The organism is Streptomyces sp. AM25, from assembly GCF_058146165.1.
The window spans coordinates 1-26,069 of record NZ_JBKIWN010000142.1 but is presented as its reverse complement, the minus strand read 5'-3'; the positions used below and the strand labels follow the sequence as shown (position 1 = coordinate 26,069).

Below are 26,069 nucleotides of genomic sequence, written 5' to 3'. Positions count from 1 at the left end.
GACATCTGCGGCCGTGTCAGGAGCAGTCCTCGACCGGGTCGTCGTGGATGAGGGCGCAGCTGATCCGGCTGCCCTGCTGCGCCCCGTAGACGGCCTCGCGGGCGGCCTCGCGCACGCCGGCCGGCCGGCGCTCCCCGCGGTCATCGCCTGCGCGGCGGCCGGCGCCGGCTACGCAGGAGCGGCGTCCCTGGGCAGGCTGGTTCCGGAACGCCCCCACGGAACAGCCGGCCCGCTGCTGTTCGCGGGGGCGGCCGTCGTACTCGCGGCGCTGCTCGCCCTGGCCGTACGGGGGCGCCGGCCCAGCCCGGCACCGTCCGCCTCCAGGCTCTGGCGCAGCCGCGTCAGCAGTGTGTGCAGGGCCCGGCGGGGCCAGCAGTGCGGCGAGCAGTGGCCTCTGCTTGCCCGCGGGTATGTGGATCGTCCGGTCCACTTGTCCGGCACGCCCCGAAGAGAGCCGGGTCAGGGGGTGGTCGTCGAGACGACGTAGACCTTCGGGTGCTTCGGGTCGTCCATGTTGGCGGTGATCTCCAGCTCCGGCCTGGGCCGGTCCCCCTGCTTGTGGACCGTGCCCTTCCAGTGGTGGCCACTGCCGAACTTCCAGCCGACGGCGGCCGCCTCGTCCTGGTCGATGGTGATCTCGCCGTCCTTGAGGGCGGACGAGTTCGTGCCGACGCTCTTGAGCCACTTGTCGAGCTTGGCGGGCGTGGTCGTGAACTGGAGGTACAGCGAGCTGGACTTCCAGGAGTTGTCCTCGTAGTGCGCGACCCCGGTCGCGTAGTACGGCACCGACATCCCGTAGATGCGGCGCTGGAGGCGCGACGGCCAGCCCTCCTCCAGCTGCCCGCTCGTCGCCTGCTCCTCCTTGTCCGCACCCGGCCCGCGGCTCTGCAGCGCGGAGATGTAGAGGTACCCGGCGGGGATGGCGACGAGCAGGAAGACGATGACGGCCTTGAGCCAGCGGCGCGGCGGGCGTCCGCCGTCGCCGCCGCCTATGGGCTGTTCCGGCGCCGCGGGCGCCTGGTTTCCGGTGTGTTCCATGGTGATCACCCGCGACCTGCCTTCGCATAGCGCTCGTAACGTTCGACCCGGCGCCGGTTGGCACGCCGGAAGCGCCGTGCCACCAGGCGGGCCAGGTCGGCGGCGCCGACCATGCCGGCCTCGGGGCCGAGCTGTGCCTTGACGATCCGGGCCTCCGGCCGGTAGCCGCGGCCGGTGAGGTGGCGCCGGAAGGCGTCCCGGGCCGGGCCGATGAGCAGGTCGTCGGCGGCGCTGACGCCGCCGCCGATGACGAAGCAGGAGGGGTCGAGGGCTGCGGCGAGATTGGCGATGCCGACACCCAGCCACTGGCCGATGTCCTCCAGGAGCTCGACGCACATGGCGTCGCCGGAGCGGGCCAGCTCGGTGATCAGCGGGCCGGTGATCTCCTTGACGTTGCCGCCGGTGCGGTCGATGATCCCCTGCGCCACCGGGGACTCCGCCGCGGCCAGCTCGCGGGCCTCGCGGACCAGCGCGTTGCCGGAGCTGTACTGCTCCCAGCAGCCGCGGTTGCCGCAGGGGCACCGGTGGCCGCCGGGGACGACCTGCATGTGGCCGAACTCGCCCGCGACGCCGAACTTGCCGCGCTTGACCTGGCCGTCCTCGAGGATGGCGCCGCCGATGCCGGTGCCGAGCGTGATCATGACGAGGTGGTCCTCGCCGCGGCCGGCGCCGAAGCGCCACTCCGCCCAGGCGGCGGTGTTGGCGTCGTTGTCGACCATGACGGGCACGGCGAGCCGGCCGGCGAGCCGGTCGCGCAGCGGCTCGTTGCGCCAGGACAGGTGCGGGGCGAAGAGGACGCGGTTGCGGTCGGCGTCGACCCAGCCGGCCGCGCCGATGCCGACGGCGTGCACGTCGTGCCGGTCGGAGAGGTCGAGGACGAGCTCGGTGATGGTGTCCTCGACGACCTTGGGGCTCTTGGACTTGTCCGGCGTCTCGGTGCGGATCTTCTCGAGGATGGTGCCGTCGGCGTCGACCACGCCCGCCATGACCTTGGTGCCGCCGATGTCGATGCCGACGGTGGGGACCCGGGGGGCGGTGAGGTGGGAACGGCGCTCACGGGTGCCCACGGTGCGCAGGACGGTCGCTCTGGCGCTACCCCGGTGCACCCTGTCGCGGTACATGCTCATCGCGGCACCTCCGCACTGCGCGGTCCGGCGGGTGTTCGGGGGCGTGCTCGCACGAGTCGTCGTCCCTGCAGTGGTCTCGGGAGGCCGCGGCCTCGTGGGTGTGGTCGTGGCCGATTGTGCCTCACCGGGGGTGGGCGGTGCACAACGGCGGGGGCGGGACGGTTCCCCGTCCCGCCCCCGCCCGGCCGGCCCGCCGGTCAGCCGGCCGGGTCGGTGTCGATCTTCCGTCCGCCGATCACGTCGGGGCCGGGGGCCCGCTCCAGCTCGTGGCTGAGCTGGTCCAGCTCGCTGCCGCCCGCCATCTGGCGGGTCAGCTCGTCCAGGGCGATCCCGGACCTGGTGTGGCTGCCGGCCATCGCACCGCGCTTGAGCAGCACGAAGCGGTCGCCGACGAGGTAGGCGTGGTGCGGGTTGTGCGTGATCAGGACCACGCCGAGGCCCGCGTCCCGGGCGGCGGCGACGTACTTGAGGACGACGCCGGACTGCTTGACGCCGAGCGCGGCCGTCGGCTCGTCCAGCACCAGCACCTTCGCGCCGAAGTAGACGGCCCGGGCGATGGCCACGCACTGCCGCTCGCCGCCGGAGAGGGTGCCGATGGGCTGGTCGACGTCGCGCAGGTCGATGCCCATGCGCAGCAGCTCGTGGCGGGTGATCCTGCGCATCTGCTGGACGTCGAGGCGCCTGAACGGGCCGCGGCCCTTCGTCGGCTCCGAGCCCAGGAAGAAGTTCCGCCACACCGGCATCAGGGGAACCACGGCGAGATCCTGGTAGACGGTGGCGATGCCGCGGTCCAGCGCCTCGCGCGGGGAGCCCAGGCGGCTCTCCTCGCCCTCGATCTCGAAGGTGCCCGCGTCGTGCTGGTGCAGCCCCGCGATGATCTTGATGAGGGTGGACTTGCCCGCGCCGTTGTCGCCCAGGACGCAGGTGATCTCGCCCGCCCGCACCTCCAGGGAGACGCCCTCCAGGGCGCGGACGTTGCCGTAGTACTTGCTCACGTCCGTGAGCCTGACCAGTGCGGTCGTCTGCTCCGCGGTCACTTGGTCGCCTCCGCCCGTTTGCGGACCCACGCGTTCAGCAGGGTGGCCAGCAGCAGCATGGCGCCCAGGAAGAACTTGAACCAGTCCGGGTTCCACTGCGCGTAGACGATGCCCTTGCTCGTCATGCCGAAGATGAACGCCCCGACCGCGGACCCGATCGCCGAGCCGTAGCCGCCGGTCATCAGACAGCCGCCGATGACGGCCGCGATGATGTAGAGGAACTCGTTGCCCACGCCCTCGCCGGACTGCACGACGTCGTACGACATCAGCAGGTGCTGGCCCGAGATCCAGGCGCAGAAGGCCACGCCCATGTACAGGCCGATCTTGGTCTTGTTGACCGGGACGCCCACCGCGCGGGCCGCGTCCGAGCCGCCGCCGACCGCGAAGATCCAGTTGCCGACGCGGGTCCGCAGCAGCACCCAGGTGGCCAGGGCGACCAGGCCGAACCACCACAGGATGGTGACCTGGAGGTCCACGCCGCCGATGGTCAGGTGGGAGGCGAAGAGCGCCCGCGCCGAGTCGAAGCCCTCCATGTCACCGATGCTCTTGGTGGAGACGGTGCCGCTGATGAGCTTGGTGAAGCCGAGGTTGAGACCCGTGAGCATCAGGAAGGTGCCGAGCGTGATGATGAAGCTGGGCAGCTTGGTGCGGGTCAGCATGAAGCCGTTGAAGAAGCCGATGGCGAGGGTCGCCAGCAGCGAGGCCCCCACGCCGACCCAGACGTTGGCCGTCATCTGGTAGCTGAACATCGACGAGATCAGCGCCGAGCTGGTGACCATGACACCGGTCGACAGGTCGAACTCGCCGCCGATCATCAGCAGCGCGACGGGCACGGCCATGATGCCGATCGTCGACGAGGCGTAGAGGACCGTGGAGAGGCTCGACGCCTGCAGGAAGCTTTCGGCGATGAACGAGAAGAAGAGGAAGACGGCCGCGGCGCCGACGACCGAGCCCAGTTCGGGACGGCCCATCATGGTGCGCAGCCAGCTCTGGCGCGCCAGGCGTTCGTCGGCCTCCGCCGGGACTGCCGCGCTCATCGGGTGCCCCGCTTCGTGTAGTCCGCCAGGGCCTTCGCGTCGTCCTTGGTGATGATCTGCGGGCCGGTCAGCACCGGACGGCCGCCGCCGAGGACGTCGGCGTTGTACTTGTACAGCCACAGCAGGTCGACCGCCTCGTACCCCTGGAGGTACGGCTGCTGGTCCACGGCGAAGCCGAGGGAGCCGTCCTGGAGGGCCTCGGCGACCTTGGCGTTGAGGTCGAAGGTGTCGACCTCGGCCTTGCTGCCCGCCTGCTGGGCGGCCTTGACCGCGGTGGGCGCGAAGGGGGCGCCGAGGGTGACCACGGCGTCGATGTCCCTGTCGGACTGCAGCTTGGCCTCGATGGACGACTGCACGTTGGGCATGTTGGTGCCCTCGACGTAGAGGTTCTGCAGGTCGCCCTTGAAGGTCTTCTTCACGCCGGCGCAGCGCTGCTCGTGGCCGACGTTGCCCTGCTCGTGCAGGACGCAGACGGCCTTCTTCCTGCCGCGCTTGTTGAGCTCGTCGCCGACGGCCTCGCCGGCGATGGTCTCGTCCTGGCCGATGTGGGTGAGCGCACCGAAGGCCTTGGACTCCTCGGAGCCCGAGTTCACGGTGATCACCGGGATGCCGGCCGCCTTCGCCTTGGCCACGACGTCCTTCATCGCGTCGGGCTTGGCGAGGGTGACGATCAGGCCGTCGACCTTCTGGTCGATCATGGCCTGGACGTCCTGGGCCTGTTTGTTGCCCTCCACGTCATGGGCGTAGAGGAATTTGATGTTGTCCTTGACCGCCGCTTGTTTCGCACCGTTCTGGACGATGTCCCAGAAGGTGTCGCCATCACCCGAGTGGGTGACCATCGCGAAGGTCCACCGGGGCGTGTCGACTGCAGCGTGCCCCTGGGCGGCCGCCTTGGCCCGCTCCTCCGCGCGCTTGCCGCCCGTACTGCTGCACCCCGCCAGAGTGGCGCCGAGCACCGCTGCCAGCACGGCGCTCAGCGCGCGTACGCCTGTCCGAACCCTTGCCACGAGGACTTGCCCTTCCCACTGTCTTTCACGGTGCGGCCGGACCCCGATCGTGCGGGCCCAACCGCCCAAGTATCCGTCACCATCCGTCACCGCTGTCGGCCGGGGCGTCGGCGGTGAGTGCCGGCCTGTTCCATGTGGGTGGATTTGTAGTGGCGGACGCCACACCGCGTCAAGACTTTGTCAGAACATTCTTACGACGGGACAAGGGCGGCGCTCCGCTACGGACGGGCCAGCAGCTGGAAGTCGAAGGAGTAGCGCGAGGCCCGGTAGAGGTGGGAGCCGAACTCCACCGCGCGGCCCGTGTCGTCGAAGGTGGTCCGCTCCATCGTCAGCAACGGGGCGCCCTCGGGCTCGGCGAGCAGCCGGGCCTCCTCGGCGGTGGCGGCGCGGGCGCCGATCGTCTGGCGGGCGCTGTGCAGGGTGATGCCGGCGGTGCGCATGAGGCGGTAGAGGCCGGTCTCCGCGAGGGCGTCCGTGCCGAGGTCGAGCAGGCCGGCGGGGAGGTGGTTGCGCAGGTGGGCCACGGGCTCGCCGTGGCCCAGGCGCAGCCGCTCGACGTAGAGGACCTCGGTCCCCTCGGGCACGCCGAGGGCCGCGGCGACCTGCGCCGTGGCGGGCTCGGTGCCCTGGCGCAGCACGCGGGTGGCGGGCCGCTGGCCCGCGGCCTCCAGGTCGTCGTAGAGGCTGCTCAGCTCCAGCGGCCGCTTGACCTGGCTGTGCACGACCTGGGTGCCCACGCCGCGGCGGCGTACGAGCAGGCCCTTGTCCACCAGCGACTGGATGGCCTGGCGGACCGTGGGCCGGGACAGACCGAGGCGCCCGGCCAGCTCGATCTCGTTGCCGAGGAGGCTGCCGGGGGCGAGCACGCCCTGCTCGATGGCGGCTTCCAGCTGTTGGGACAGCTGGAAGTAGAGCGGTACGGGGCTGGTGCGGTCGAGGGTGAACTGGAGGGATTGCGGTTGATGCTTCGCCACGGAGGGAGCGTAGTCGTACCGCCTGTTGACCGGAAGTCCGGACGTCTGGTTGTACGGACATACCGGGCTCCGCCCGGGGCCCTCCCGGAGGCCGGTTCGACGACTGCGGGTCGTGTGTCGCCGATCGCGCAGTTCCCCGCGCCCTTACGGGGCACAGTCGTACGTGTCCGCCACCGCCAGCCGTCCGAGGAGTTCGCCCACCCGCTTGGACACCGAGTCGCGGTCGCCCTCGGCCAGGTCCGCGCCGAGGGCGCAGGCCACCGCTCCTGCCGCGATCCAGTCCGGCGCGCTGTCGACCGACACTCCCCCGCCGCTCACCACCAGCGCCGCCTGCGGCAGTTCGGCCCGGAGGTCCTTGACCCAGTCCGGGTGCGGCGAGGGCGACGGGAAGAGCTTGACCGCGTCGGCCCCCATCTCCAGGGCCCGGACGATCTCCGTCGGCGTCGCGACGCCGGGGAAGACCGGGATGCCGTAGCGGTGGCCGGTGCTGATGACCTCGTGGTCGAGGATGGGCGAGGAGAGGAAGGAGGCGCCCGCGTCGATGGCCATCCGGGCCGAGGCCGCGTCCAGCACGGCGCCGGCGCCGATCAGCCCTTCGTCGCCGACCTCCCGGGCCAGCGTGGTGACGGCCTCCAGCGCGAACGGCGTGGTGAGGGATATCTCCAGGCTGGTCACTCCCGCGGAGACCAGCGTGCCCGCCGTGACCGCGGCCTGGTCGTAGCTGTCGCCGCGGACGACGGCGAGGACTCGCTGCGCGAGTGCGGCTCGGGTGATCTCCCAGCGGTACACGGCAGTTCGCCGCCCTTCTCGGTGTACATGGCGTGGATGTCGGCAGGTGGGACTCATGGGCCGGGACGGTGCCTGACGGTCAACCACCGCTTCCACTGCGGCACTTCGTGCACGATCGTCGATGCCATGGACATCACGCCCCCTCCCCGGAACGCTGCTCTACCGAAACGTTAACGGGATGCGCCGACAATCGGCCCCGGACGGGCTGCATGGGTCGCGTGAAGGCGTGAAAAGGGGAGTGTGCCCGCCCGCACCCGCCGTGAAGGGCGTCGCGTGACGACGCCGCCCGCGCCCCCGGCGGAAAAGGACGCGGAAAAGGGCGGGGCCCGCCACCGCGGAGCGGTGACGGGCCCTCCGGCAGGGCGAGTTGCTCAGCAGGTCCAGTCGACCTGGGCGAACGTCGCGTAGTGGTCCGCGGTGTAGTAGTCCTCGTGGGTGCCCTGACCGGTGATGATGCGCTTGGTGCCGCGGGTCGGGGCGCCCGGGGTGATGACCGTGTACTCGTGGTAGTAGCCGCCGGCCTGCTGCGGGAGCACGCCCTCGCGGTTGGAGAAGACGATCCCGTCCCGCGGGTAAGGGAAGGGGCCGCCCTGGTCGATGAGGTTCAGGGTGTCGTGGGCCTCCGACGGCAGCTGCGAGTAGCAGACGTCACCGACGGACTCCACGCTCACGGCACTCACGGCCGCGGGGGCGGCGGCGGTGTGGGTGGCGGCGACGGCGGGCGTGCCGAGCAGCAGGACGGAGGAGAGCGCCGCGAGCGCGCCGATGCGTGCGAAGCGATGGGGGGTTCTCATGCCCGACAGCATGGCGGGCCATGACGCTGTCATGTCAATGACGTGATCTTGATGTTTTCCTGATGTTCACCGAATGTGACGCGTACACGAAGGAACCTTTGCCTCCGAGGCAAAAGTTTTTGTCCTGGAGGTAAAGCGGGGATATACCGGAGCCATGAGCCAGCCGCCCGAACCGCTCCCCCTCGTCGCCCCGCAGCTGCGCGCGCTGCGCACCCGCAGCGGGCTGACGCTGGAGGCCGCGGCCGCCAGGGCCGGGCTCTCGCCCGCGCACCTCTCCCGGCTGGAGACCGGCCACCGGACGCCGTCGCTGCCGATGCTCCTCGCACTCGCCCGGACGTACGGCACGACCGTCTCCGACCTGCTGGGCGAGGTGACGCCCGAGTCCGATCCGATCGTACGGGCCGACCGCATGGAGGCGCAGCAGGCCGGCGGCTGGACGTACTGGCGGGCCGGGGGTTCCGGGCGGGCCATGCAGGCCCTGCGGCTGCACGTGCCGCAGGGCCGGGCCGGCCAGGAACAGCTGGTCCGGGTGCACCCGGGCGAGGAGTGGCTCTACGTCACCGGGGGCCGGATGCGGCTGACGCTCGGCGAGGCCGTGCACGAGCTCGGTCCCGGCGACGCCGCCCACTTCGACTCCCTCACCCCGCACCGCATCGCCGCCGTCTCGCAAGGCGGGGTGGACCTGCTGTTCATGCACACGCTGATGCAGAGCGGCGCGGCCGGGCTGTGCCTGGGCGACGCCGCACCGACCCGGAGGGGAATGCCGTGAGCGACAACGTCAAGCAGTACGTGGAAGAGGACCGGGCCCCCATGGGGATGACGATCCGGGTGTTCATCTACCTCGTCGCCGTCCACTTCATCGTCGCCTTCTTCTTCCTCATCTTCTGGCTTGCCGGGGCGAAGTGACCACCCGCGGCCCGGGACAGGCCCTAATCTGGCGCCATGGCCCGTACAGCCCAGGAAGTCCTCGCGCAGGCGGTGCAGGAACTGGCACCGGACACCACGGCGAACCGGCTCGTCCCGCGGATGGCCGCGGGTACCGCGCCCCGGGAGGCGGTCTCCGCCCTCGCACTGGAGCAGCACCACATCATCACGAGTGACCGGCGCAGCTTCGCGCACATCGCGGCCAGGTCCGCGGACCACCCGGCCGTCGCCGGCTTCTTCACGCACCTCGTCGGGGGCGAGACCGCGGCCCTGGAACAGCTCGCCGCACTGACGGCCGCCTGCGGCCTGGACGACAGTGCGGTACGGGCCTACGAGCCGCAGGCCGGCTGCCAGGCCTACCCGGCGTACATGGCCTCGATGGCCCTGGGCGCCGAGCCGGCCGACGTCGTGGTCGCGCTGATCGCCAACTTCGCCGCGTGGAGCGGCTACTGCGCCACGACGAGCCGGGCACTGCGCACCCACTACGGCTTCGACGACGCGGCCTGCGGCTTCTTCGACTTCTTCGCCCGGGCCGACCCGGAGGGCGAGGCGCTGGCGCTCACGGCGGTGCAGGCGGGGCTGGAGGACGGCACGTTCTCGGAGCAGCTGGCCCGCCGGCACGGACGGCTGCTCCAGGACTACGAGTTGATGTTCTGGGACAGCCTGGACGGAGTGTCCGCCGCGGGGTGGCCGTGGTGATAGACAGGTGCCCATGCCGATATACCGTGCGATTTCTTCCGACGACACCGAGGCGCTGGCCGCCGCCGACGCCCTCGACAACTCCTTCGTCACCGCCGCCGTCCTCGAAGTGACCGCCCGTGCCGACGGGTTCGGCCTGCGCGAGGTGCCGGTGGACCCGCCGCTGCTCAAGGAGTACCCGGACGAGGGCGAGGAGCTCGCGGACGATGCGGAGGTCGTGGCCGCCTACGAGGGCACCGAACTGTGCGGTGCGATCACCGTGGCGTACCAGGCCTGGAACCGCCGCCTCCACATCGCCGACCTGCGGGTCTCCCCCGCCCACCGCGGCCGGGGCATCGGCCGCGGCCTGATGGACCGGGCCCTCGCCCGCGGCCGCGAACTGGGCGCCCGCACCGCCTGGCTGGAGGTCACCAGCGTCAACGCCCCGGCGGTCCGGGCCTACCGGAAGATGGGGTTCACGTTCGCCGGCCTGGACACCACGCTCTACACCGGCACCGTCTCCGAAGGCGAGACGGCCCTGTTCATGAGCCGCCCCCTGGCTTCCGGTTGAGCCCCTCGCCCGTCAGGGAGCCGTGCACGCGCAGCCGGGCGACGCCCCCGTCGGGGTGGATGTCGATGCGGACGTGCGTGGCCGTCGGGGCGCCGTCGAGCACGAAGCGGTGGACGGTGTCGGGCTGGAGGCGGGTGCGGGGCAGCAGGGGGGTCCAGCCGGCCGTGCGGTCGGCCGGGTCGGCGCCGGTGGTGGCGTCGAGGGCATGGACGTCGGCCCAGCCGGGGGCGTTGCCCTTGTAGCAGCCGGTGTCGATCTCGACGGCGCGCAGGACCGCCTGCCCGGTGAGCCGGTACCGCACCCAGTCGTGGCCGGAGTCGCGGCGGCGGCGGGTCTCCCAGCCGCCGTCCATCCGCAGGGAGCGCCCGGGGTGGATGGAGTTGAGGGCGGAGGAGTAGAAGCGGTCGGAGGAGTCCTCGACGTGGCCGCCGTTCTCGAGTGCGGCGAGGTCGAAGGTGCCGAGCGCGCCCAGCCAGGCGAGGTCGGGCACCGGTTCGCCGTGCACCCGCAGCCGGGCGATGCCGCCGTCGGGGTACTGGGCGAGGCGCAGGTGGGTGAAGCGCTCGCGGACGGGGACGGCGAAGCCGTTGGCGGCGTGGCCGCCCACGCGGGTGCGCGGGACGAGGGTCGCCCACGGCACGTCCGGGGCCAGCAGCTCCTCCGGGGAGGGGGTGCCGGGCAGGGCCGTGGCCTCGATGGTCACGGACTCGGGGTGGTTGCCGCGGAAGTGGGCGGTGTCGACGACGATCCCGTGGACGACGCCGGGCACCCCCAGGCGGACGAGCGCCCAGTCGTGGTCGTCGGTGGCGGGGTGCGGGGCGGCCGCGGTGCCCCGGCGGCGGCGGGTCTCCCAGCCGTCCATGATCTTGCCTTTGTGGCCGAAGAGTTCGGGGTCGAAGCGGGCGGGTCCGGGGGCGAGCAGGTTCTCGCGCTCGGCGAAGAACTCGTCGTTGGCGGCGGTCACGGCGCCGCCCAGCTGCCGGCCGGCGAGGTCGGGGAGCGCGGCGAAGGCGAAGGGCGCGGTGCGGTAGTCGGCGTAGGGGTCCCCGCCGGAGTACGGGCGTGCGGGCCCGGTGAACTGCGGCGGGACGTCTGCGGTTTCGGCTATGTCACTCGTGTCGCTCATCTGTCGGTGTGCTGCCTCTCCAGGAGTCGGCCGGTGGGCTCGGTGGGGGTGCCGTGGTCGGCGATCTTCCGGCCGCGCAGCCAGGCGGACCGTACGACGCCGTGCAGGGTGCGGCCCGCGTAGGCGGTGACCTGGTTGCGGTGGTGGAGTGCGGCCGGGTCGACGGTGAAGGTCCCGTCGGGGTCGAGGACGGCGAAGTCGGCGTCGCGGCCCGCCTCGACGGCGCCCTTGCGGTCCAGGCCTGCGAGGGCGGCCGGGGCGGCGGACATCCAGCGGGCCACGTCGTCGAGCGTGTGACCGCGCCGCCGGGCCGCGGTCCAGACGGCGGGCAGCCCGAGCTGGAGGGAGGAGATGCCGCCCCACGCGGTGCCGAAGTCGGGGACCTTGAGACCGGTGGTGCAGGGCGAGTGGTCGGAGACGACGCAGTCGACGGTCCCGGCGGCGAGGCCCGCCCACAGCGCGTCCTGGTTGGCCGCCTCCCGGATGGGTGGACAGCACTTGAACTCCGTGGCGCCGTCGGGCACTTCCTCCGCGGTCAGGGTGAGGAAGTGCGGGCAGGTCTCGGCGCTGACGGGCAGGCCCTCGGCCTTGGCGGCGGCGATGACGGGCAGCGCGTCCGAGGAGGACAGGTGCAGGACGTGCACGCGCGTGCCGAAGCGCCGGGCCACGTCGACGACGGCGGCCACGGCGGCGTTCTCCGCGGCCCGCGGGCGGGAGGCGAGGAAGTCGGCGTAGTGCGGGCCGCCGCGCTGCGGTGCGGCGGAGAGCCGGTCCGGGTCCTCGGCGTGCACGATCAGCAGTCCGCCGAAGCCGGCGATCCGGGCGGCGGCGTCCGCGAGCCGGCGGCGGTCCAGCGGCGGGAACTCCTCGACGCCGGAGGGCGAGAGGAAGCACTTGAATCCGAAGACCCCGGCGGCGTGCAGGGGTTGCAGGTCCTCGCCGTTGCCGGGCACGGCCCCGCCCCAGAAGCCGACGTCGACGTGCACCGCCTGCTGCGCCACGGCCTGCTTGATGCGGAGACGGGAGACGGTGGTGGTGGGCGGAAGGCTGTTGAGGGGCATGTCGACGAGCGTGGTGACGCCCCCGGCGGCCGCGGCGCGGGTGGCGCTGCGAAAGCCCTCCCACTCGGTGCGGCCGGGATCGTTGACGTGCACGTGGGTGTCGACGAGGCCGGGCAGCAGGACGTCGCCGCCGAGGTCCTCGCAGACTGCTCCGGAGGGGAGTTCGGCCGTATGCGGCAGCACGGCGGCGATCCGCCCGTCCGCGACGGCGACGGACGCGGGGCGGGTGCCGTCCGGGGTGACCACTCTCGTCGAGCGCAGCAACAGCTCCACCGCGGGCATGGCGCCCCCTCCTCGATCCGCCGGCCGGGTCCGCGCTTCAACATTCTGTTGACGCCCGGGTGGCCCGCAGTCTTCTGCGGTGGCCCGACGCCGTCAAGACCCCTTCCGTACACCGGTAGGCTGCTCTCAACTCACTGTCACGGAAGGACTGCACCGTGCCCTCGTCCGCCGAGCCCCGAACCGCCTCGCCGACCGGCGGCGTCCAGTCGCTGGAGCGCGCCTTCGACCTGCTGGAGCGGATGGCCGACGCGGGGGGCGAAGTCGGGCTGAGCGAACTCTCCACGAGCAGCGGGCTTCCGCTGCCGACCATCCACCGGCTGATGCGCACCCTCGTCGCCTGCGGCTACGTGCGCCAGCAGCCCAACCGCCGCTACGCACTGGGCCCCCGGCTGATCCGCCTCGGCGAGAGCTCCGCCCGGCTGCTCGGCACGTGGGCCCGTCCGCACCTCGCGCGGCTGGTCGACGGGACGGGCGAGACGGCCAACATGGCGCTGCTGGACGGGGACGAGGTCGTCTACGTCGCCCAGGTGCCCTCGCGGCACTCGGTGCGGATGTTCACCGAGGTCGGCCGACGGGTGCTGCCGCACACCACGGGGGTCGGCAAGGCGCTGCTCGCCCAGTGCTCGGACGACGAGGTGCGTGCCCTGCTGAAGCGCACGGGGATGCCGGCCGCGACCGAGAAGACGATCACCACGCCCGAGGCGTTCCTGACGGCCCTGGCGCTGGTGCGCGAGACGGGTTTCGCGGTGGACGACAACGAGCAGGAGATCGGGGTGCGTTGCCTGGCGGTACCGGTGCCGGACTCCCCCACGGCGGCGGCGGTCTCCGTCTCGGGCCCGGCGGGCAGAGTGACGGATGCGGCGACGGAGAAGATCGTGCCCATGCTCAAGGAGGCGGCGGCGGAGTTGTCGACGGAACTACGTGCCCCGTAGGGGCGCGGGGCTGTTCCCTTGTGCGGCTCCGCCGCGTGGGCGCGACCAGCCACAACCGACCCGCAGACGAACCGCTAGGCGCCCTCGCGAGGCCTCGGCACCTCGGCCTCTTCGCCGAAACTGTCAACCGCCGCCCGCACCTCGCCGAGCGCACCGGCAAGGGCGCTCACCGAGCCGACCGCACCGGCCACCAACAGCAACGCACTGCGCAACCGGGACACATCCGGCTCCCCGGCACGGGCCATCGCGTCCAGCGCGGCCAGTTCGTCGTCGGCGGCCTCCCGGTCGGGTAAGACGGCGGGGTGCCCGGCAAGGGCCTTGCGCAGCCGGGAGACGGCAGCGCACAGCACGACCGCTCTCGGGTCCGGTTTTCGGCTGGAATGACCCGCTAGCTCCTCTTCCACCACTACGGTGCCTTCCGTCACGACTCTCCCCCTCCCACGGCCCGCCCGCGCGGATCAGTTAACGCCACTTTCTGTGCGACGCGCCACACGCACAGCGAAATTCAGGCCGGGTGTTCCCGTGCGGGTGACGAACTGACGTCCGGCGCACAGGCGCCCGGTCATGGGGTATGCAGGAAGCATGAATCACTCCAACAACCCTCGTGCACAGGGGCCTTCCATCGCCGGTCTGCTGCTGGCGGCCGGCGGCGGACGGCGCCTCGGCGGCCACCCCAAGGCCCTACTGAGGTACCGAGGCGGCCTGCTGGCCGGGCACGCCCTGGAGGTGCTGCGCGCGGGCGGCTGCTCCCCGGTGCACGCCGTGCTGGGCGCGGGGGCCGCGGAGGTCCGCGAGCGGATCCGGCCGCTCGCGCCGGGGACGGTCCTCGTGGAGCATCCCGGCTGGGCGGCGGGCATGGGCTCGTCGCTGCGGGCGGGCCTGGAGTCGCTCGCCGCCGTGCCGGGCGCCGGCGCCGTCCTGGTGATGCTGGTGGACCAGCCCCGCATCGGCCCGGAGGCGGTGGCGCGGGTGCTCGCCGCGCACCGGGCCGGCGCGGGCCTGGCGGCGGCGGCCTACGGGGGCGAGCGGGGGCACCCGGTGCTGCTCGCGCGGGAGCACTGGGCGGGCGTCGCGGCGGCGGCCCGCGGCGACCAGGGGGCGCGGGCGTATCTGCGGGCGCACGCCGCGGAGCTCGCGCTGGTGGAGTGCGGGGACGTGGCCGCGCCGGACGACCTCGACACCCCCGAGGATCTGGCGCGGCTCACGGCAGGCGGCATTGAACTTCCATCATGAGAAAACTAGTGTCCACAGATCGGCGCGGCACCGCGTGCCACCCCGGAGAACCTCCCGCTGTCTCCCGCCAGTCGAAGGAGCTGACCGCCATGTCCGCAGCAACACCCTCCGCACCGGCCGTCGTCCAGGGCCCGCCCGTGGAGCGCCAGGAGGAGGTGCTGACCGATGCGGCGCTCGCCTTCGTCGCCGCCCTGCACCGCCGCTTCACCGGGCGCCGCGACGAGCTGCTCGCGCAACGGGCCGCACGCCGCGCGGAGATCGCGCGCACCGGCAGGCTGGACTTCCTCCCCGGTACCGCGCGCATCCGCGAGGACCCCTCCTGGCGCGTGGCCCCCGCACCCGCCGCCCTGGAGGACCGGCGCGTCGAGATCACCGGGCCGGCCGACGACCGCAGGATGACCGTCAACGCCCTCAACTCCGGTGCCCGCGTGTGGCTCGCCGACTTCGAGGACGCCTCCGCCCCCACCTGGCGGAACGTGCTCCTGGGCCAGCTCAACCTGATCGACGCCTACGAGCGCCGCATCGACTTCGCCACGCCCGAGGGCAAGTCCTACGCCCTCCGGCCGGCCGAGGAGCTCGCCACCGTCGTGATGCGCCCGCGCGGCTGGCATCTGGACGAGCGCCACCTGACCGTCGACGGCCGCCCCGTGCCCGGCGCCCTCGTCGACTTCGGCCTCTACTTCCTCCACAACGCCCGGCGCCTGCTGGACCTGGGCAAGGGCCCGTACTTCTACCTCCCCAAGACCGAGTCGCACCTCGAAGCCCGCCTGTGGAACGACGTGTTCGTCTTCGCCCAGGACTGGACGGGCCTGCCGCACGGCACGGTCCGCGCCACCGTCCTCATCGAGACGATCACCGCGGCCTACGAGATGGAGGAGATCCTCCACGAACTGCGCGACCACGCCTCGGGCCTCAACGCAGGCCGCTGGGACTACCTGTTCTCGATCGTGAAGAACTTCCGCGACGGCGGGGAGCGGTTCGTCCTGCCGGACCGCAACGCCGTCACCATGACCGCACCCTTCATGCGCGCGTACACCGAACTCCTCGTCCGCACCTGCCACAAGCGCGGCGCGCACGCCATCGGCGGCATGGCGGCCTTCATCCCCTCGCGCAAGGACCCCGCGGTCAACGAGGTGGCCCTGGAAAAGGTGCGGGCCGACAAGGACCGGGAGGCGGCCGACGGCTTCGACGGCTCCTGGGTCGCCCACCCCGACCTCGTCCCGGTGGCCCGCGCCTCCTTCGACGCCGTCCTCGGCACCCGCCCGCACCAGAAGGACCGCCTGCGCGAGGACGTCCACGTGACGGCCGATCAACTCACCGCCGTGGACTCGCTGGACGCCAGGCCGACGCACGCCGGCCTGCTCAACGCCGTCCAGGTCGGCATCCGCTACATCGAGTCCTGGCTGCGCGGCCACGGCGCGGTCGCCATCTTCCACCTCATGGAGGATGCGGCCACGGCGGAAATCTCACGCTCCCAGATCTGGCAGTGGGTGAACGCGGGGGTCGTGCTGGACACGGGTGAAAAGGTGACCGCGGACCTGGTCCGCAGCCTCGCCGCGGCGGAACTGACGGCGCTCGACGAACCGGGCCGCTGGCAGGAGGCCCACGACCTGCTGCTGAAGGTGGCGTTGGACGAGAACTACGCGGAGTTCCTGACGCTGCCGGCCTACGAACTGCTCAAGTAGGGGGCGGCGCCCCGTAAGGGGCGCGGGGAACTGCGCGAGCAACCACAGAAGCCCGTCAGTGACCCACGCCCACCCGCCACAACGGCGACACACCCCGCCCCTCCAACCGCCCCCGCAACAGCGAAAGCGCACCGGGCGACAGCTCCAACTCCTCGACGATCCGCCGAGTCGTCACGTACGCGATCCCCGACGCCGCGGTTCGCCGCTCCCAAGCGGCGAACCGCTCATCGAGCGCACCGGCATCCGGCACGCCCTCCGCAACGACGGCACCGCCGAGCCCGCGCGCAGCGCGCTCCCGTTCGAGCGCAATCTCCGAAAACCCGCACACCAAACGGCAGGCGTCCTCGGCCCCCGCCAGGTCCGCCACCCCGTCCAGCGCCCGGGCCAGCCGGTTGATCCCCAGAACGCGGTCCAGGGACAGCCGGTACACCCCGGCGCTCGCCGGGCCCAGCACGACCGGGGCCGACGCGTCGCGCGTGCCGCACACTCCCCGGACGCCGCGGGCCGCGGCCACCAGCAGGGCGCTCGCCTCGGACGGGTGCCAGTCGAAGACGCCGTCCACACAGCCCGTGTGCTCGGCGGTCAGCATGAACGCCGGATCCCCCAGCCGCGGCAGCAGGTCCGCCTCCGGCACCTCGGAGTCCAGCCCGGGGCCCGCGACATGGACGACGGTCGGCAGCCCGGCCGAGCGGCAGGCCGCCACCGCCAGGGCGTCGCCCAGCGGGCTGCGCAGCGTGGGCTCGTTGCCGTCGGCCACCACGTCCCCGCCGACGTCCACGATGTCGACGCGGTCGGCGTTGCAGTACGCGGCGGCCTCGGCGATCTGGCGGGCCATGCCGATGGTGCCCGCGTAGGGGTCGAGGATGCCGAGGACGGGCTTCAACTCGGCGGCGAGCCGTGGCAGATGCGAACCCGCCGGGGGCACGGGCGCGGACCGCGGGGTGACCAGGTGCAGCCGCTCGCCGACGCGCTCGGTGCCGGTGAAGTCCGCCGGGCTGCGCGGGCCGGGGACCGGGTCGACGACCAGGCGCTCCCAGGCGTACGTCAGGACCAGGGCCGGCGTGTCCTCGCCGTACAGGGCCGTGTGGACCATGGCCGTGGCGATGGCGTCCCCGCCCCCGCCGGCTGCAATCAGAAGTCGCCTCATGGTGCTGACGGTTACCCGGAAAAGCTGTCCCTCGCACCTACATGTGCGTGCACCGGGCCACTATCGTGCCTCCCATGGCCAACTCAGGCACCTTGCAACTGACCACCCCTTACCGGCAATACGTCTATGCCTATCCTCACCAGAAGGCCTACCGGCTCCTGGAGAACGGGCCATTGCTGCGCGACGTGTGGGAAGGCGAGCGGCTCGACGCGCTTTCGCTGTACGTGCACATCCCGTTCTGCGAGATGCGCTGCGGATTCTGCAATCTCTTCACCCGCACCGGCGCCCCGGAAGAGGTGACCAGTGCGTTCCTGGACGCCCTGGAGCGGCAGGCCCGGGTGACCCGGGACGCCCTGGAGGCGAGCGGGCGGCCTGTGCGCTTCGTGCTGTCGGCCTTCGGCGGCGGGACGCCCACGTACCTCACCGCCGCCGAACTCACCCGGCTCTGCGACGTCTGCGAGGACGTGATGGGGACGGACCTCGCGGCCGTTCCCTGGTCGGTCGAGACCTCCCCGGCCACCGCGACCGCGGACCGGCTCGCCGTCCTCGCCGAGCGCGGTGCGACACGGCTGAGCATCGGGGTGCAGAGCTTCATCGACGCGGAGGCGCGCGCCGCCGTACGGCCGCAGAAGCGGGCCGAAGTGGAAGCGGCGCTGACCCGGCTGCGGGAGGCCGCCTTCCCGGTCCTGAACATCGACCTCATCTACGGCATTGACGGTCAGACCGAGCAGTCGTTCCGGCTCTCCCTCGACGCGGCGCTGGCCTGGCGGCCGGAGGAGATCTATCTGTACCCGCTGTACGTACGCCCGTTGACCGGTCTGAGCGCCCGGCACGACAAGGACGGCACGCTGTGGGACGCACAGCGGCTGCGCCTGTACCGCTACGGGCGTGACCACCTGCTGGCCAGCGGCTACGAGCAGACGTCCATGCGGGTCTTCCGGCGCACGGGGACGCCCGCGGCCGAGCATGCGGAGGACACGAGCATCGGCGAGTACAACCAGCAGGCCGGCATGGTCGGTCTCGGTGTGGGCGCCCGCTCGTTCACCACGGATCTGCACTACACCACGGACTACGCGGTGGCCGTGCCCGAGGTGCGACGCATCATCGACGGCTATCTGGCCACCCCGGCCGAGGAGTTCAGGCGGGCGCAGTGGGCGTTCAGGATGGACGACGGCGAACGGCGCCGGATGTTCGTCCTCCAGACGCTCCTGGAGTCCGGCGGCCTGCCGGCGGACGCGTACCGGCGGCGGTTCGGCACGCTGCCCCTGGACGACTTCGCCGCCGAGTTCACCGTGCTCCAGGAGCGGCAGTGGCTCGACGCGGACGAGGACGGCGTGCTGCAGCTCACCCCGGAGGGGATGGCCTGGTCGGACGCCATCGGCCCGCTGTTCTTCTCGCCGCGGGTCCACGACGTGATGGCGCTCTATCAGGACCGCTGAGCCAGGGGTCCGCGCGCGGGCACCACGGAGACGACGACGAGTCCCGTGAGCAGCAGCACCGCTCCGCACGCGGCGAGGGCGGGCGGCCGTTCGCCCAGGAGGGCCACCCCGAGCACGGTGGCGACGAGGGGTTCGGCGAGGCTGAGGGTGCCCGCGGTGGCCGCGCCGATCCGTCCGACGCCGCTGGTGAACAGCCAGTAGCCCAGCGCGGTCGTGCCGATGCCGAGCCAGCCGACGAGGGCCAGGGTGTGCAGGCTCGTGAGGTCTCCGGGGGCCGCCGCGATCCACGGCGACACGAGAACTCCCGCGCACAGCACGCTCATCGGTGCCGCCGCCGCGGTGTCCGCCCCACGGCGGGCCAGTTGTCCGGTGAGAGCGATGTACACGCCGAAGGAGGCTCCGGCCACGACACCGAGCAGCACCCCCGGCCCGTCGGCGCGCACGGCCCGGCCGGGCACCAGCAGCAGGGCGATCCCGCCCACCGCACAGGCCGTTCCCCACCACCAGGAGCGGTCCGGCCGCTCGCCGGACGCCCGGTGCGCGCACCATCCGGAGACGGCCGGCACCGTCCCGAAGGTCACCGCCGTCGCGAGCGCCGCGCCGCACCGGTCCACCGCCTCCAGGAAGCACGCCTGGAACGCGGCGGTGACCAGGATGCTCAGCAGCATCCAGCGGCGGGCGCCGGGCGCCCACAGCGTGCGGAGTCCCGGTCCGCGGACGGTGAAGAGGGCCAGCAGCAGACCGCCCAGGAGCATCCGGCAGGCGCCGACGGACACCGGCGAGGCCGTGGTGCCGGAGAGGAGCTGGACGGGACCGACCGTGCCCCACAGCAGTGCCGCCAGGAGTACCGGCGGTTCACCGCCGGTCCGTCGCCATCCCACGGTCGCCGATGCTAACGGGGCCGCGCGGTGCCCGGCCACTGGCGGAATCAACCTACTTGCCGGATGCACGAGTTGGCGCGCTCGTGCGTTTGCACCATGTGCGCGCCCCTCCGGCACGCCACACGCCTCTTTGTGGGACTTTTAACTCCCCCTTGCGCACCTGTTGACTCGAGATCGACATCGTTCCTAGCCTGGCGCACGACCGTTTCATGCTCCACCCACCTGACGAACTCCGGGGCGCCCCCTGCCTGTTGGCGGCGGGGTGACCGGTCCTGCCTGAAGGGCGGCACCATGGCGGAATTTCAGCAGGCGCATTCACCGCTTCCCCCCAAGCCGGTGGACCTGGATGTGATCGAGAACGCCATCAGCGAGCTGTTGCGCGGTCTCGGACAGGGCGACAAGAGCGAAGTGATGGCGCAGACCCCGCGCCGGGTGGCCGAGCTGTACGCCCAGACGATCAACCCGGGCGACATCGACATCGAAGAGGACTTCAAGGTCTTCGACAACCCCGGGATGCAGGACCTGATCCTTGTCAACGACGTGCACTACGTGTCCATGTGCGAACACCATCTGGCCCCCGCCTTCGGGATCGCCCACCTCGGCTACGTCCCCGACCGCAAGGTGGCCGGCTACTCCAAGCTCAAGAAGGGCCTCAACTACCTCGCCCGCCAGCCGCAGCTCAACGAGCGTCTGGTCGTGGACGCGGTGAACTTCCTGGAGGCTCGGCTGCAGCCGAAGGGCATCGGCCTGGTGCTGCGCAGCGCCCACTGCTGCATCGCGCTGCGGACCAACGCCCCCAGCCAGGAGGTCGTCACGGTGTTCGAGCGGCGCGGCGTGCTGCGCGAGGACTTCCACTGGCAGCCGCTGTGGCAGAGTGCGGTCGCGGAGAAACCCGCCTTCCTGGGGAGGTAGGTGAACCGCATGGACCGCGGACCGCAGTCCGGTCCCCCGGCGGACGACGTGCAGCAGCTGGCCAATCAGATGCGGCAGGCGCTGCAGACCTGCTCCGTTCACACGGTCGGCCCCCTGGCCGCCTACGAACGGTGCACGTCGGCCCTTGACGGGGGACGGATCAGCTCGGAAGAGTTCCAGGAGATCGGCCGGCGGCTGGTCGCCCTGTCGGAGGAGCGCATGCACCGCTACGAGGCCGACGGCGAAAGCCCCGGAACCTCACCGAGGATCGGCCGGGAGAAGCGGATGATCGGCTTCGTCGACGCGCTCTTCGCCCTCGGCATCCGCAAGAAGGAGGACTGACAGCACCGTGGAGAAATGGCCGGACACCCTCGTCGCCGTCGTCGGCAAGGGCCGCAACTGCCCGCCGCATGTATACGAGTTGGCCCAGGAGGTGGGCGGCCTCGTGGCACGGCAGCCCGGCTGCCTCCTGGTGACCGGCGGTCTCGGGGGCGCGATGGAGGCCGCCGCGCGCGGCGCCAAGGAGCACGGCGGGCGGGTGCTGAGCCTGCTGCCGGGCACGGCGAACCGCACCACCTCCCCGTACGCGGGGGCGGACCTCGTCCTGGACACCGGGCTGACCGCGAACGGCCGCAACATCGTGCTGGCCAGCGTGGCCGCCGCGATGATCGCCGTCCCCGGCTCGCACGGCTCGCTCCAGGAGATGATCGTCGCCCTCGACGCGGAGAAGACCGTGTGGGCCGTCGGGGAGCACGCCACCCGGCTCCCCGGCGTCGAGTACCTGTCGTCCACGGCCGAACTCGCCGACCGGCTGGGCTCGTTCGCCAAGGCCGCCGCCGAGAGGCACGGCTGACCGATGGGCGCCGTCGTCCTGACCGTCGACCTGGCCGTGCTGGCCCACGCCGGGGAGAATGCCGGGAACAGTGCCGGGAACGGCTGGCACGTCCTGCTGATCCGCCGAGGGAACGAGCCGTTCCGGGGCCGGTGGGCGCTGCCCGGCGGCAAGGTCGACGCCGGGGAGGACGCGCCGGCCGCGGCCCGCCGGGAGCTGCGGGAGGAGACGGGAGTGCACGTCACCGCCGCCGAACTCGCCCCGGTGTCCTGGCACACCGCACCGGACCGGGACCCCCGGGGCCGTTACGTCAGCCTGGTGTACGCGGTGCTGCTTCCCGTCCTGCCGTGCGTCCGCGGCGGCGATGACGCGGCGGACGCGTGGTGGCAGCCCCTGCCCCCGCGTCCGGACGCCTTTACCGGCACCGAGGCGGAGGAGCGGTTCGCCTTCGACCACGCCGCCCTCCTCCGGGAGGTGCTGCACGACGCGCCGCACGGCCCGTCCGCCGTGCCGCACGTGCGGGAGGCGACCGCCGCGGACGGCCCGGAGATCCGGCGCCTGCTGCGGGCCCACGGCAGGACCGAGGGGGAACCCGCGCACGTGGCGGCCCTGGGCGGCTTCCTCGTGGGCTGCACACTCCCCCACGGCGAGGTCCTCGTCCCTTCCCGCTGGCAAGGGCTCGGCGTGGAGCGGCAGTTGACCGAGTACGACGCACCCCGACGAGGACGGCACCCATGACCGGACCCACCGCACAGGACGCCGGCCTGGGGCGCGGCGCGATCGTGCTGCTCACCGCGGGGACCGGCCTGTCCGTCGCCAACAACTACTACGTGCAGCCGCTGCTCGGCGCCATCGGCCGCGAGTTCGGCCTGCCCGCGGGCCAGGCCGGCCTGCTGGTCACCGTCGCGCAGAGCGCGTACGCCGTGGCGCTGCTCCTCGTCCTCCCGCTCGGCGACCTGCTCGAACGGCGCCGGCTGATCACCGGCCTGTGCGCGGCCTGTGCCGCCAGTCTCGTGCTGATGGCGAGCGCCGGTTCGGAGTCCGTCCTGCTGCTGGGCGCGGGGCTGGTGGGGCTGTGCTCCGTCGTCACGCAGGTGATGGTGCCCTACGCCGCCTCCCTGGCCGCTCCCGGCCGGCGCGGCCAGGTGGTGGGCACGGTCATGGCCGGGCTGCTGTGCGGCATCCTCTTCGCGCGGACCGTGGCCGGTGCCGTCGCGGAGTGGGCCGGGTGGCACGCGGTCTACTGGTGGGCGGCGGGCATGATGCTGCTGCTGGCCGTGGCGGCCCGGGCGGTCCTGCCCGCGTACCAGGAGACGAATGCGCCGGGTTACCGGCGGCTGGTCGCCTCGGTGTTCACGCTGTTCGCCCACGAGCCGGTGCTGCGGCTGCGGGCGGCGTACGGGGCGCTGTCGTTCGCGGCGTTCAGCGTGCTGTGGACGGCCCTGTCCTTCCTGCTGTCCGCGCCTCCCTACGGCTACTCGACCGGTGTCATCGGCCTGTTCGGCCTGGCGGGGCTGGCGGGCGCGCTGGCCGCGGCCCGGGCCGGGCGGCTGGCGGACCGCGGGCTGGCGGGCGTCGTCACCGGCGTCACCGCGCTGCTGCTGTTCCTGGTGTGGCTCCCGCTCGGGTTCGGCGGCACGCTGCTGCCGGCCCTCGTGCTCGGCATCGTCCTGTTCGACCTGGCCGCCCAGGGGATGCACATCACCAACCAGAGCGAGATCTACCGCCTGGCGCCCGAGGCCAGGTCCCGGCTCACCGCGGCCTACATGACGGTGTACTTCCTGGCGGGGGCAATGGGTTCGGCGCTCGCCTCGGTGGCCTGGGCCCTGTGGGGCTGGACCGGGATCGCGCTCCTGGGAGCCGTGTTCGGGGCGGGGACGACCGCGCTGTGGCTGACCGTCTCGCTGCGCTCCCGGCCACCCGGGGGACCGGGCGGGGCGGGCGCACCGGACCCGGCGCGGACCGGAACTCCCCACTCGCCGCAGAGCCGTACGTCATGAGGCCGGAGGCGATCCGCACGGCGGCGGAGGAGTTCGTGCGGCTCCACCACCGGGAGAACCCCGCCGCGGGCCCGCCGGAGCGGCGGCTGGCGGAGGTGGCCGCGGAGATCTCCCGCACCGGGACCTACCGGCACACGCCGGAGGAGCTGGAGTTCGGCGCCAAGGTCGCCTGGCGCAACAGCAACCGCTGCATCGGCCGCCTGTACTGGCGCTCCCTGACCGTGCGGGACCGGCGGGAGGTGGACACCGCCGAGGAGATCGCCGAGGAGGCCTTCCGGCACCTGGAGCAGGCGACCAACGGCGGACGGATACGTCCGTGCGTCACGGTCTTCGCCCCCGACACGCCCCGGCGGCCCGGGCCGCGCATCCACAACGCCCAGCTCGTCCGCTACGCGGGCTACCCGCGCCCCGACGGCACCGTCCTGGGCGACCCGGTGAGCCTGGAGCTCACCGCCCTCGCGCTGGACCTGGGCTGGCCCGGCGGGCCGGGCACCCCGTTCGACGTGCTCCCGCTCGTCGTCGAGGGCTGCGGCGAGAAGCCGCGCTGGTTCGACCTTCCGGACTCGGCGGTGCTCCACGTACCGCTCGAACACCCCGAGTTCGACTGGTTCGCGCGGCTCGGCCTGCGCTGGTACGCGGTGCCGGCCGTCTCCGACATGCGGCTGGAGATCGGCGGCGTGGTCTATCCGCTGGCCCCCTTCAACGGCTGGTACATGGGCACCGAGATCGGCGCCCGCAACCTGGCCGACACCGACCGCTACGACCTGCTGCCGGAGATCGCGCGGCTGATGGACCTGGACGTCACCCGGGACCGCTCGCTGTGGAAGGACCGGGCGCTGGTGGAGCTGAACGCCGCCGTGCTGCACTCCTTCGAGCGGGCGGGGGTGGCCATGAGCGACCACCACACCGAGGCGCGCCGCTTCCTCGACCACATCGCGCGCGAGGAGCGCGCCGGCCGCGAGGTCGGGGCCGACTGGTCGTGGATCGTGCCGCCGCTCTCGGGCGCCGCCACGCCCGTCTTCCACCGCTACTACGAGACCGAGCAGCGTCTCCCGGCGTTCCTGCACCCCGGGGAGGCGGTCAAGGGGACTGGTCCGTGCGCCGGTTGAGCGCCGCGTTCAGCACCACCGCCGTGAGGCATCCCGCGCTGACCCCCGAGTTCAGGATGATCTTCAAGGTGCCGGGCACGGCGCTCGCGTCGTAGAAGTTCCGCGACACCACGGGAATCATCCCCACCCCCAGCGACACCGCGGCCACCATCAGGTTCTCGCCCTTGTCGAGCCCGGCCCCCGCCAGCACCCCGACCCCGCCCATCGCGACCGAGCCGAACAGCACGATGCCGGCGCCTCCGAGCACCGGCTTCGGCACCACCGCGATCAGCGACGCGGCGACGGGGCTCAGCCCGAGCAGCACGAACATCAGCCCGCACGCGGCGACCGTGAAGCGGCTGCGCACCCGGGTGAGGGCGACCAGGCCGATGTTCTGCGCGAAGGCGCTGTTGGCGAAGCCGTTGAAGAAGGGGCTGAGGGCCGTGCCGAGCGTGTCGGCCCGCAGGCCGGCCGCGATGGTCCGCTCGTCCGCCGGGCGGTCCACCACCTGCCCCAGCGCGAGCATGTCCGCCGTGCTCTCCGTCATGCTCACCAGCATCAGCACGCACATGCTGACGATCGCCGACAGGGCGAACTGGGGAGCGCCGAAGTGAAAGGGCAGCGGGAATCCGACAACCGCCGCCTCCCGCACGGCCGTCGTGTCGACGGCACCGAAGGGGACGGCCGCCAGGGTGCCCGCCACCAGACCGAGCAGGATGGCGATCTGCCGCAGGAATCCCTTCAGCAGCAGCCGCAGCACCATGACCGTCGCCAACGTCGCCACGGCCAGGGCGAGTTCCGTCGGCGTCGCGGGGCGCTCCGGGTGCCCGCCCTGGATCCAGCCGAAGGCGACCGGGAGCAGGGACATGCCGATCAGGGTGATGACGGTTCCGCTGACGACCGGCGGGAAGAAGCGGACGAGCCTGCCGAAGTACGGGGCCAGCAGGAAGCCCAGCAGTCCCGCCACGATGACGGCCCCGTAGATCACGGGCAGGGCGTCCTCGCGGTCCGGCCGGCTGTCCACGACGGCCAGCATCGGCGCGACTCCCGCGAAGGAGACGCCGTTGACGAACGGCAGCCTGGCGCCGACCTTCCAGAACCCGATGGTCTGCAGCAGCGTGGCCAGCCCGGCCGTGAACAGGCTCGCCCCCACCAGGAACGTCAGCTCCCCCGGCGACAGCCCGACGGCGGCGCCGACCACCAGCGGCGGCGCCACCACCCCCGCATAACTGGCCGCCACGTGCTGCAGGCCTCCGGCGATCAGCCGGCCGGGGCCCGGCAGCCGGTCGACGGGGTGGGTGACGGGACGGATGTCGCTGGGCGGCACTGGGGGCACGCCGGTCCTCCTGACGGTGGGGGGGTGGGGGGTACCGCGGCGCGGGTGTGCCAGGGGGTGTCCGATGGGCCATTGCGGGCCCCGCGGCGTCCGGTGCTGGGGGCACCTCTGGGGGCACCCCCAGCGGTAGCTGGGGGAG

General features: G+C 72.5%; 29 protein-coding genes. 14 read left to right on the top strand and 15 right to left on the bottom strand.

Going from position 1 to position 26,069, the window contains the following annotated elements; translation table 11 throughout:
• Window positions 1–16: 16 nt before the first annotated feature.
• From ACLHRZ_RS42360 to ACLHRZ_RS42320, 9 genes are all read right to left on the bottom strand, one after another.
• On the bottom strand, window positions 17–430 hold the full coding sequence (locus ACLHRZ_RS42360) for a hypothetical protein (RefSeq protein WP_490423974.1): 414 nt from the start codon (window positions 428–430) through the stop codon (window positions 17–19).
• Between the two features lie 29 nt (window positions 431–459).
• Entirely contained in the window at window positions 460–1,038 is a 579-nt protein-coding gene (locus tag ACLHRZ_RS42355; protein WP_490423973.1) for a hypothetical protein, read from the bottom strand.
• A 5-nt stretch (window positions 1,039–1,043) separates the two neighbouring features.
• Complete coding sequence (locus ACLHRZ_RS42350; protein WP_490423972.1) at window positions 1,044–2,165, bottom strand: ROK family glucokinase; 1,122 nt, start codon at window positions 2,163–2,165, stop codon at window positions 1,044–1,046.
• Between the two features lie 197 nt (window positions 2,166–2,362).
• The gene (locus ACLHRZ_RS42345) at window positions 2,363–3,232 is read right to left on the bottom strand and encodes an ATP-binding cassette domain-containing protein (RefSeq protein ID WP_490423971.1); all 870 of its coding nucleotides are present in this window, start codon (window positions 3,230–3,232) and stop codon (window positions 2,363–2,365) included.
• Entirely contained in the window at window positions 3,199–4,239 is a 1,041-nt protein-coding gene (locus ACLHRZ_RS42340) for an ABC transporter permease (protein WP_490423970.1), read from the bottom strand. The genes ACLHRZ_RS42345 and ACLHRZ_RS42340 overlap by 34 nt, the downstream gene beginning before the upstream one ends.
• Window positions 4,236–5,246 (bottom strand): sugar ABC transporter substrate-binding protein, encoded by a 1,011-nt coding sequence (locus tag ACLHRZ_RS42335; protein WP_490423969.1) that lies wholly within the window; start codon window positions 5,244–5,246, stop codon window positions 4,236–4,238. Before ACLHRZ_RS42335 ends, ACLHRZ_RS42340 begins: the two co-directional genes overlap by 4 nt.
• A 218-nt stretch (window positions 5,247–5,464) precedes the next feature.
• Complete coding sequence (locus tag ACLHRZ_RS42330) at window positions 5,465–6,220, bottom strand: GntR family transcriptional regulator (RefSeq protein WP_490423968.1); 756 nt, start codon at window positions 6,218–6,220, stop codon at window positions 5,465–5,467.
• A gap of 144 nt (window positions 6,221–6,364) precedes the next feature.
• Complete coding sequence (locus ACLHRZ_RS42325) at window positions 6,365–7,009, bottom strand: bifunctional 4-hydroxy-2-oxoglutarate aldolase/2-dehydro-3-deoxy-phosphogluconate aldolase (protein WP_490423967.1); 645 nt, start codon at window positions 7,007–7,009, stop codon at window positions 6,365–6,367.
• A 371-nt stretch (window positions 7,010–7,380) separates the two neighbouring features.
• Window positions 7,381–7,803, bottom strand: a complete 423-nt coding sequence (locus tag ACLHRZ_RS42320; protein ID WP_490423966.1) for a guanyl-specific ribonuclease — start codon at window positions 7,801–7,803, stop codon at window positions 7,381–7,383.
• A 154-nt stretch (window positions 7,804–7,957) separates the two neighbouring features.
• Here ACLHRZ_RS42320 and ACLHRZ_RS42315 point away from each other — a divergent pair, with 154 nt between their 5' ends.
• Genes ACLHRZ_RS42315 through ACLHRZ_RS42300 form a run of 4 tightly spaced genes read left to right on the top strand, consistent with a single transcriptional unit; the run spans window position 7,958 to window position 9,976 of the window.
• Complete coding sequence (locus tag ACLHRZ_RS42315; RefSeq protein WP_490423965.1) at window positions 7,958–8,572, top strand: helix-turn-helix domain-containing protein; 615 nt, start codon at window positions 7,958–7,960, stop codon at window positions 8,570–8,572.
• Window positions 8,569–8,709 (top strand): DUF6126 family protein, encoded by a 141-nt coding sequence (locus ACLHRZ_RS42310; protein WP_336414867.1) that lies wholly within the window; start codon window positions 8,569–8,571, stop codon window positions 8,707–8,709. Before ACLHRZ_RS42315 ends, ACLHRZ_RS42310 begins: the two co-directional genes overlap by 4 nt.
• Window positions 8,710–8,745: 36 nt before the next feature.
• Complete coding sequence (locus tag ACLHRZ_RS42305; RefSeq protein WP_490423964.1) at window positions 8,746–9,426, top strand: thiaminase II/PqqC family protein; 681 nt, start codon at window positions 8,746–8,748, stop codon at window positions 9,424–9,426.
• Between the two features lie 13 nt (window positions 9,427–9,439).
• Window positions 9,440–9,976 (top strand): GNAT family N-acetyltransferase, encoded by a 537-nt coding sequence (locus tag ACLHRZ_RS42300; protein WP_490423963.1) that lies wholly within the window; start codon window positions 9,440–9,442, stop codon window positions 9,974–9,976.
• On the opposite strand, the gene alc is transcribed toward ACLHRZ_RS42300, so the two are convergent.
• Complete coding sequence (gene alc / locus ACLHRZ_RS42295) at window positions 9,948–11,102, bottom strand: allantoicase (protein WP_490423962.1); 1,155 nt, start codon at window positions 11,100–11,102, stop codon at window positions 9,948–9,950. The genes ACLHRZ_RS42300 and alc overlap by 29 nt on opposite strands.
• Entirely contained in the window at window positions 11,099–12,445 is a 1,347-nt protein-coding gene (gene allB, locus ACLHRZ_RS42290) for an allantoinase AllB (protein WP_490423961.1), read from the bottom strand. The genes alc and allB overlap by 4 nt, the downstream gene beginning before the upstream one ends.
• Window positions 12,446–12,600: 155 nt before the next feature.
• Between allB and ACLHRZ_RS42285 the strand changes: the two genes are divergently transcribed.
• Complete coding sequence (locus ACLHRZ_RS42285) at window positions 12,601–13,377, top strand: IclR family transcriptional regulator (RefSeq protein ID WP_490423960.1); 777 nt, start codon at window positions 12,601–12,603, stop codon at window positions 13,375–13,377.
• 74 nt (window positions 13,378–13,451) lie between these two features.
• On the opposite strand, the gene ACLHRZ_RS42280 is transcribed toward ACLHRZ_RS42285, so the two are convergent.
• Complete coding sequence (locus tag ACLHRZ_RS42280) at window positions 13,452–13,802, bottom strand: DUF5955 family protein (protein WP_490423959.1); 351 nt, start codon at window positions 13,800–13,802, stop codon at window positions 13,452–13,454.
• A gap of 157 nt (window positions 13,803–13,959) precedes the next feature.
• Here ACLHRZ_RS42280 and ACLHRZ_RS42275 point away from each other — a divergent pair, with 157 nt between their 5' ends.
• Together ACLHRZ_RS42275 and aceB are read left to right on the top strand one after the other, a co-directional pair.
• Entirely contained in the window at window positions 13,960–14,610 is a 651-nt protein-coding gene (locus ACLHRZ_RS42275) for a nucleotidyltransferase family protein (protein ID WP_490423958.1), read from the top strand.
• An 89-nt stretch (window positions 14,611–14,699) separates the two neighbouring features.
• On the top strand, window positions 14,700–16,295 hold the full coding sequence (gene aceB, locus ACLHRZ_RS42270; RefSeq protein WP_490423957.1) for a malate synthase A: 1,596 nt from the start codon (window positions 14,700–14,702) through the stop codon (window positions 16,293–16,295).
• Window positions 16,296–16,350: 55 nt separating this feature from the next.
• Here aceB and ACLHRZ_RS42265 read toward each other — a convergent pair whose 3' ends face one another.
• Entirely contained in the window at window positions 16,351–17,442 is a 1,092-nt protein-coding gene (locus tag ACLHRZ_RS42265) for a DUF1152 domain-containing protein (protein ID WP_490423956.1), read from the bottom strand.
• Window positions 17,443–17,516: 74 nt separating this feature from the next.
• Here ACLHRZ_RS42265 and ACLHRZ_RS42260 point away from each other — a divergent pair, with 74 nt between their 5' ends.
• Window positions 17,517–18,881: an STM4012 family radical SAM protein gene (locus ACLHRZ_RS42260; protein WP_490423955.1), complete on the top strand. Its 1,365-nt coding sequence runs from the start codon at window positions 17,517–17,519 to the stop codon at window positions 18,879–18,881.
• On the opposite strand, the gene ACLHRZ_RS42255 is transcribed toward ACLHRZ_RS42260, so the two are convergent.
• Window positions 18,869–19,762, bottom strand: a complete 894-nt coding sequence (locus ACLHRZ_RS42255) for a DMT family transporter (protein ID WP_490423954.1) — start codon at window positions 19,760–19,762, stop codon at window positions 18,869–18,871. The two genes, ACLHRZ_RS42260 and ACLHRZ_RS42255, sit on opposite strands and share 13 nt — an antisense overlap.
• Before the next feature lie 291 nt (window positions 19,763–20,053).
• On the opposite strand from ACLHRZ_RS42255, the gene ACLHRZ_RS42250 reads away from it, so the two are divergent.
• Genes ACLHRZ_RS42250 through ACLHRZ_RS42225 form a run of 6 tightly spaced genes read left to right on the top strand, consistent with a single transcriptional unit; the run spans window position 20,054 to window position 24,615 of the window.
• Entirely contained in the window at window positions 20,054–20,674 is a 621-nt protein-coding gene (locus ACLHRZ_RS42250; RefSeq protein ID WP_490423953.1) for a GTP cyclohydrolase I, read from the top strand.
• Window positions 20,675–20,683: 9 nt separating this feature from the next.
• Window positions 20,684–21,016, top strand: a complete 333-nt coding sequence (locus ACLHRZ_RS42245) for a hypothetical protein (RefSeq protein WP_490423952.1) — start codon at window positions 20,684–20,686, stop codon at window positions 21,014–21,016.
• A 7-nt stretch (window positions 21,017–21,023) separates the two neighbouring features.
• A complete protein-coding gene (locus ACLHRZ_RS42240) occupies window positions 21,024–21,527 on the top strand; it encodes an SLOG cluster 4 domain-containing protein (RefSeq protein ID WP_490423951.1) in 504 nt (167 codons plus the stop codon).
• A 3-nt stretch (window positions 21,528–21,530) separates the two neighbouring features.
• Window positions 21,531–22,244, top strand: coding sequence for an NUDIX domain-containing protein (locus ACLHRZ_RS42235; protein WP_490423950.1), 714 nt, complete (start codon window positions 21,531–21,533; stop codon window positions 22,242–22,244).
• Window positions 22,241–23,506, top strand: a complete 1,266-nt coding sequence (locus ACLHRZ_RS42230; protein WP_490423949.1) for an MFS transporter — start codon at window positions 22,241–22,243, stop codon at window positions 23,504–23,506. Before ACLHRZ_RS42235 ends, ACLHRZ_RS42230 begins: the two co-directional genes overlap by 4 nt.
• Window positions 23,503–24,615, top strand: a complete 1,113-nt coding sequence (locus ACLHRZ_RS42225; protein WP_490423948.1) for a nitric oxide synthase oxygenase — start codon at window positions 23,503–23,505, stop codon at window positions 24,613–24,615. Before ACLHRZ_RS42230 ends, ACLHRZ_RS42225 begins: the two co-directional genes overlap by 4 nt.
• Here ACLHRZ_RS42225 and ACLHRZ_RS42220 read toward each other — a convergent pair.
• Window positions 24,587–25,930, bottom strand: a complete 1,344-nt coding sequence (locus ACLHRZ_RS42220; protein WP_490423947.1) for a nucleobase:cation symporter-2 family protein — start codon at window positions 25,928–25,930, stop codon at window positions 24,587–24,589. The genes ACLHRZ_RS42225 and ACLHRZ_RS42220 overlap by 29 nt on opposite strands.
• Window positions 25,931–26,069 lie beyond the last annotated feature (139 nt).

Bases quoted from the DNA above. Each gene is read 5' to 3' on its own strand.
- ACLHRZ_RS42355 (WP_490423973.1), bottom strand. From the start codon at position 1,038: ATGGAACACACCGGAAACCAGGCGCCCGCGGCGCCGGAACAGCCCATA.
- ACLHRZ_RS42350 (WP_490423972.1), bottom strand. From the start codon at position 2,165: ATGAGCATGTACCGCGACAGGGTGCACCGGGGTAGCGCCAGAGCGACC.
- ACLHRZ_RS42340 (WP_490423970.1), bottom strand. From the start codon at position 4,239: ATGAGCGCGGCAGTCCCGGCGGAGGCCGACGAACGCCTGGCGCGCCAG.
- ACLHRZ_RS42320 (WP_490423966.1), bottom strand. From the start codon at position 7,803: ATGAGAACCCCCCATCGCTTCGCACGCATCGGCGCGCTCGCGGCGCTC.
- ACLHRZ_RS42315 (WP_490423965.1), top strand. From the start codon at position 7,958: ATGAGCCAGCCGCCCGAACCGCTCCCCCTCGTCGCCCCGCAGCTGCGC.
- ACLHRZ_RS42305 (WP_490423964.1), top strand. From the start codon at position 8,746: ATGGCCCGTACAGCCCAGGAAGTCCTCGCGCAGGCGGTGCAGGAACTG.
- ACLHRZ_RS42300 (WP_490423963.1), top strand. From the start codon at position 9,440: ATGCCGATATACCGTGCGATTTCTTCCGACGACACCGAGGCGCTGGCC.
- alc (WP_490423962.1), bottom strand. From the start codon at position 11,102: ATGAGCGACACGAGTGACATAGCCGAAACCGCAGACGTCCCGCCGCAG.
- allB (WP_490423961.1), bottom strand. From the start codon at position 12,445: ATGCCCGCGGTGGAGCTGTTGCTGCGCTCGACGAGAGTGGTCACCCCG.
- ACLHRZ_RS42275 (WP_490423958.1), top strand. From the start codon at position 13,960: ATGAATCACTCCAACAACCCTCGTGCACAGGGGCCTTCCATCGCCGGT.
- aceB (WP_490423957.1), top strand. From the start codon at position 14,700: ATGTCCGCAGCAACACCCTCCGCACCGGCCGTCGTCCAGGGCCCGCCC.
- ACLHRZ_RS42265 (WP_490423956.1), bottom strand. From the start codon at position 17,442: ATGAGGCGACTTCTGATTGCAGCCGGCGGGGGCGGGGACGCCATCGCC.
- ACLHRZ_RS42260 (WP_490423955.1), top strand. From the start codon at position 17,517: ATGGCCAACTCAGGCACCTTGCAACTGACCACCCCTTACCGGCAATAC.
- ACLHRZ_RS42250 (WP_490423953.1), top strand. From the start codon at position 20,054: ATGGCGGAATTTCAGCAGGCGCATTCACCGCTTCCCCCCAAGCCGGTG.
- ACLHRZ_RS42245 (WP_490423952.1), top strand. From the start codon at position 20,684: ATGGACCGCGGACCGCAGTCCGGTCCCCCGGCGGACGACGTGCAGCAG.
- ACLHRZ_RS42235 (WP_490423950.1), top strand. From the start codon at position 21,531: ATGGGCGCCGTCGTCCTGACCGTCGACCTGGCCGTGCTGGCCCACGCC.
- ACLHRZ_RS42230 (WP_490423949.1), top strand. From the start codon at position 22,241: ATGACCGGACCCACCGCACAGGACGCCGGCCTGGGGCGCGGCGCGATC.
- ACLHRZ_RS42225 (WP_490423948.1), top strand. From the start codon at position 23,503: ATGAGGCCGGAGGCGATCCGCACGGCGGCGGAGGAGTTCGTGCGGCTC.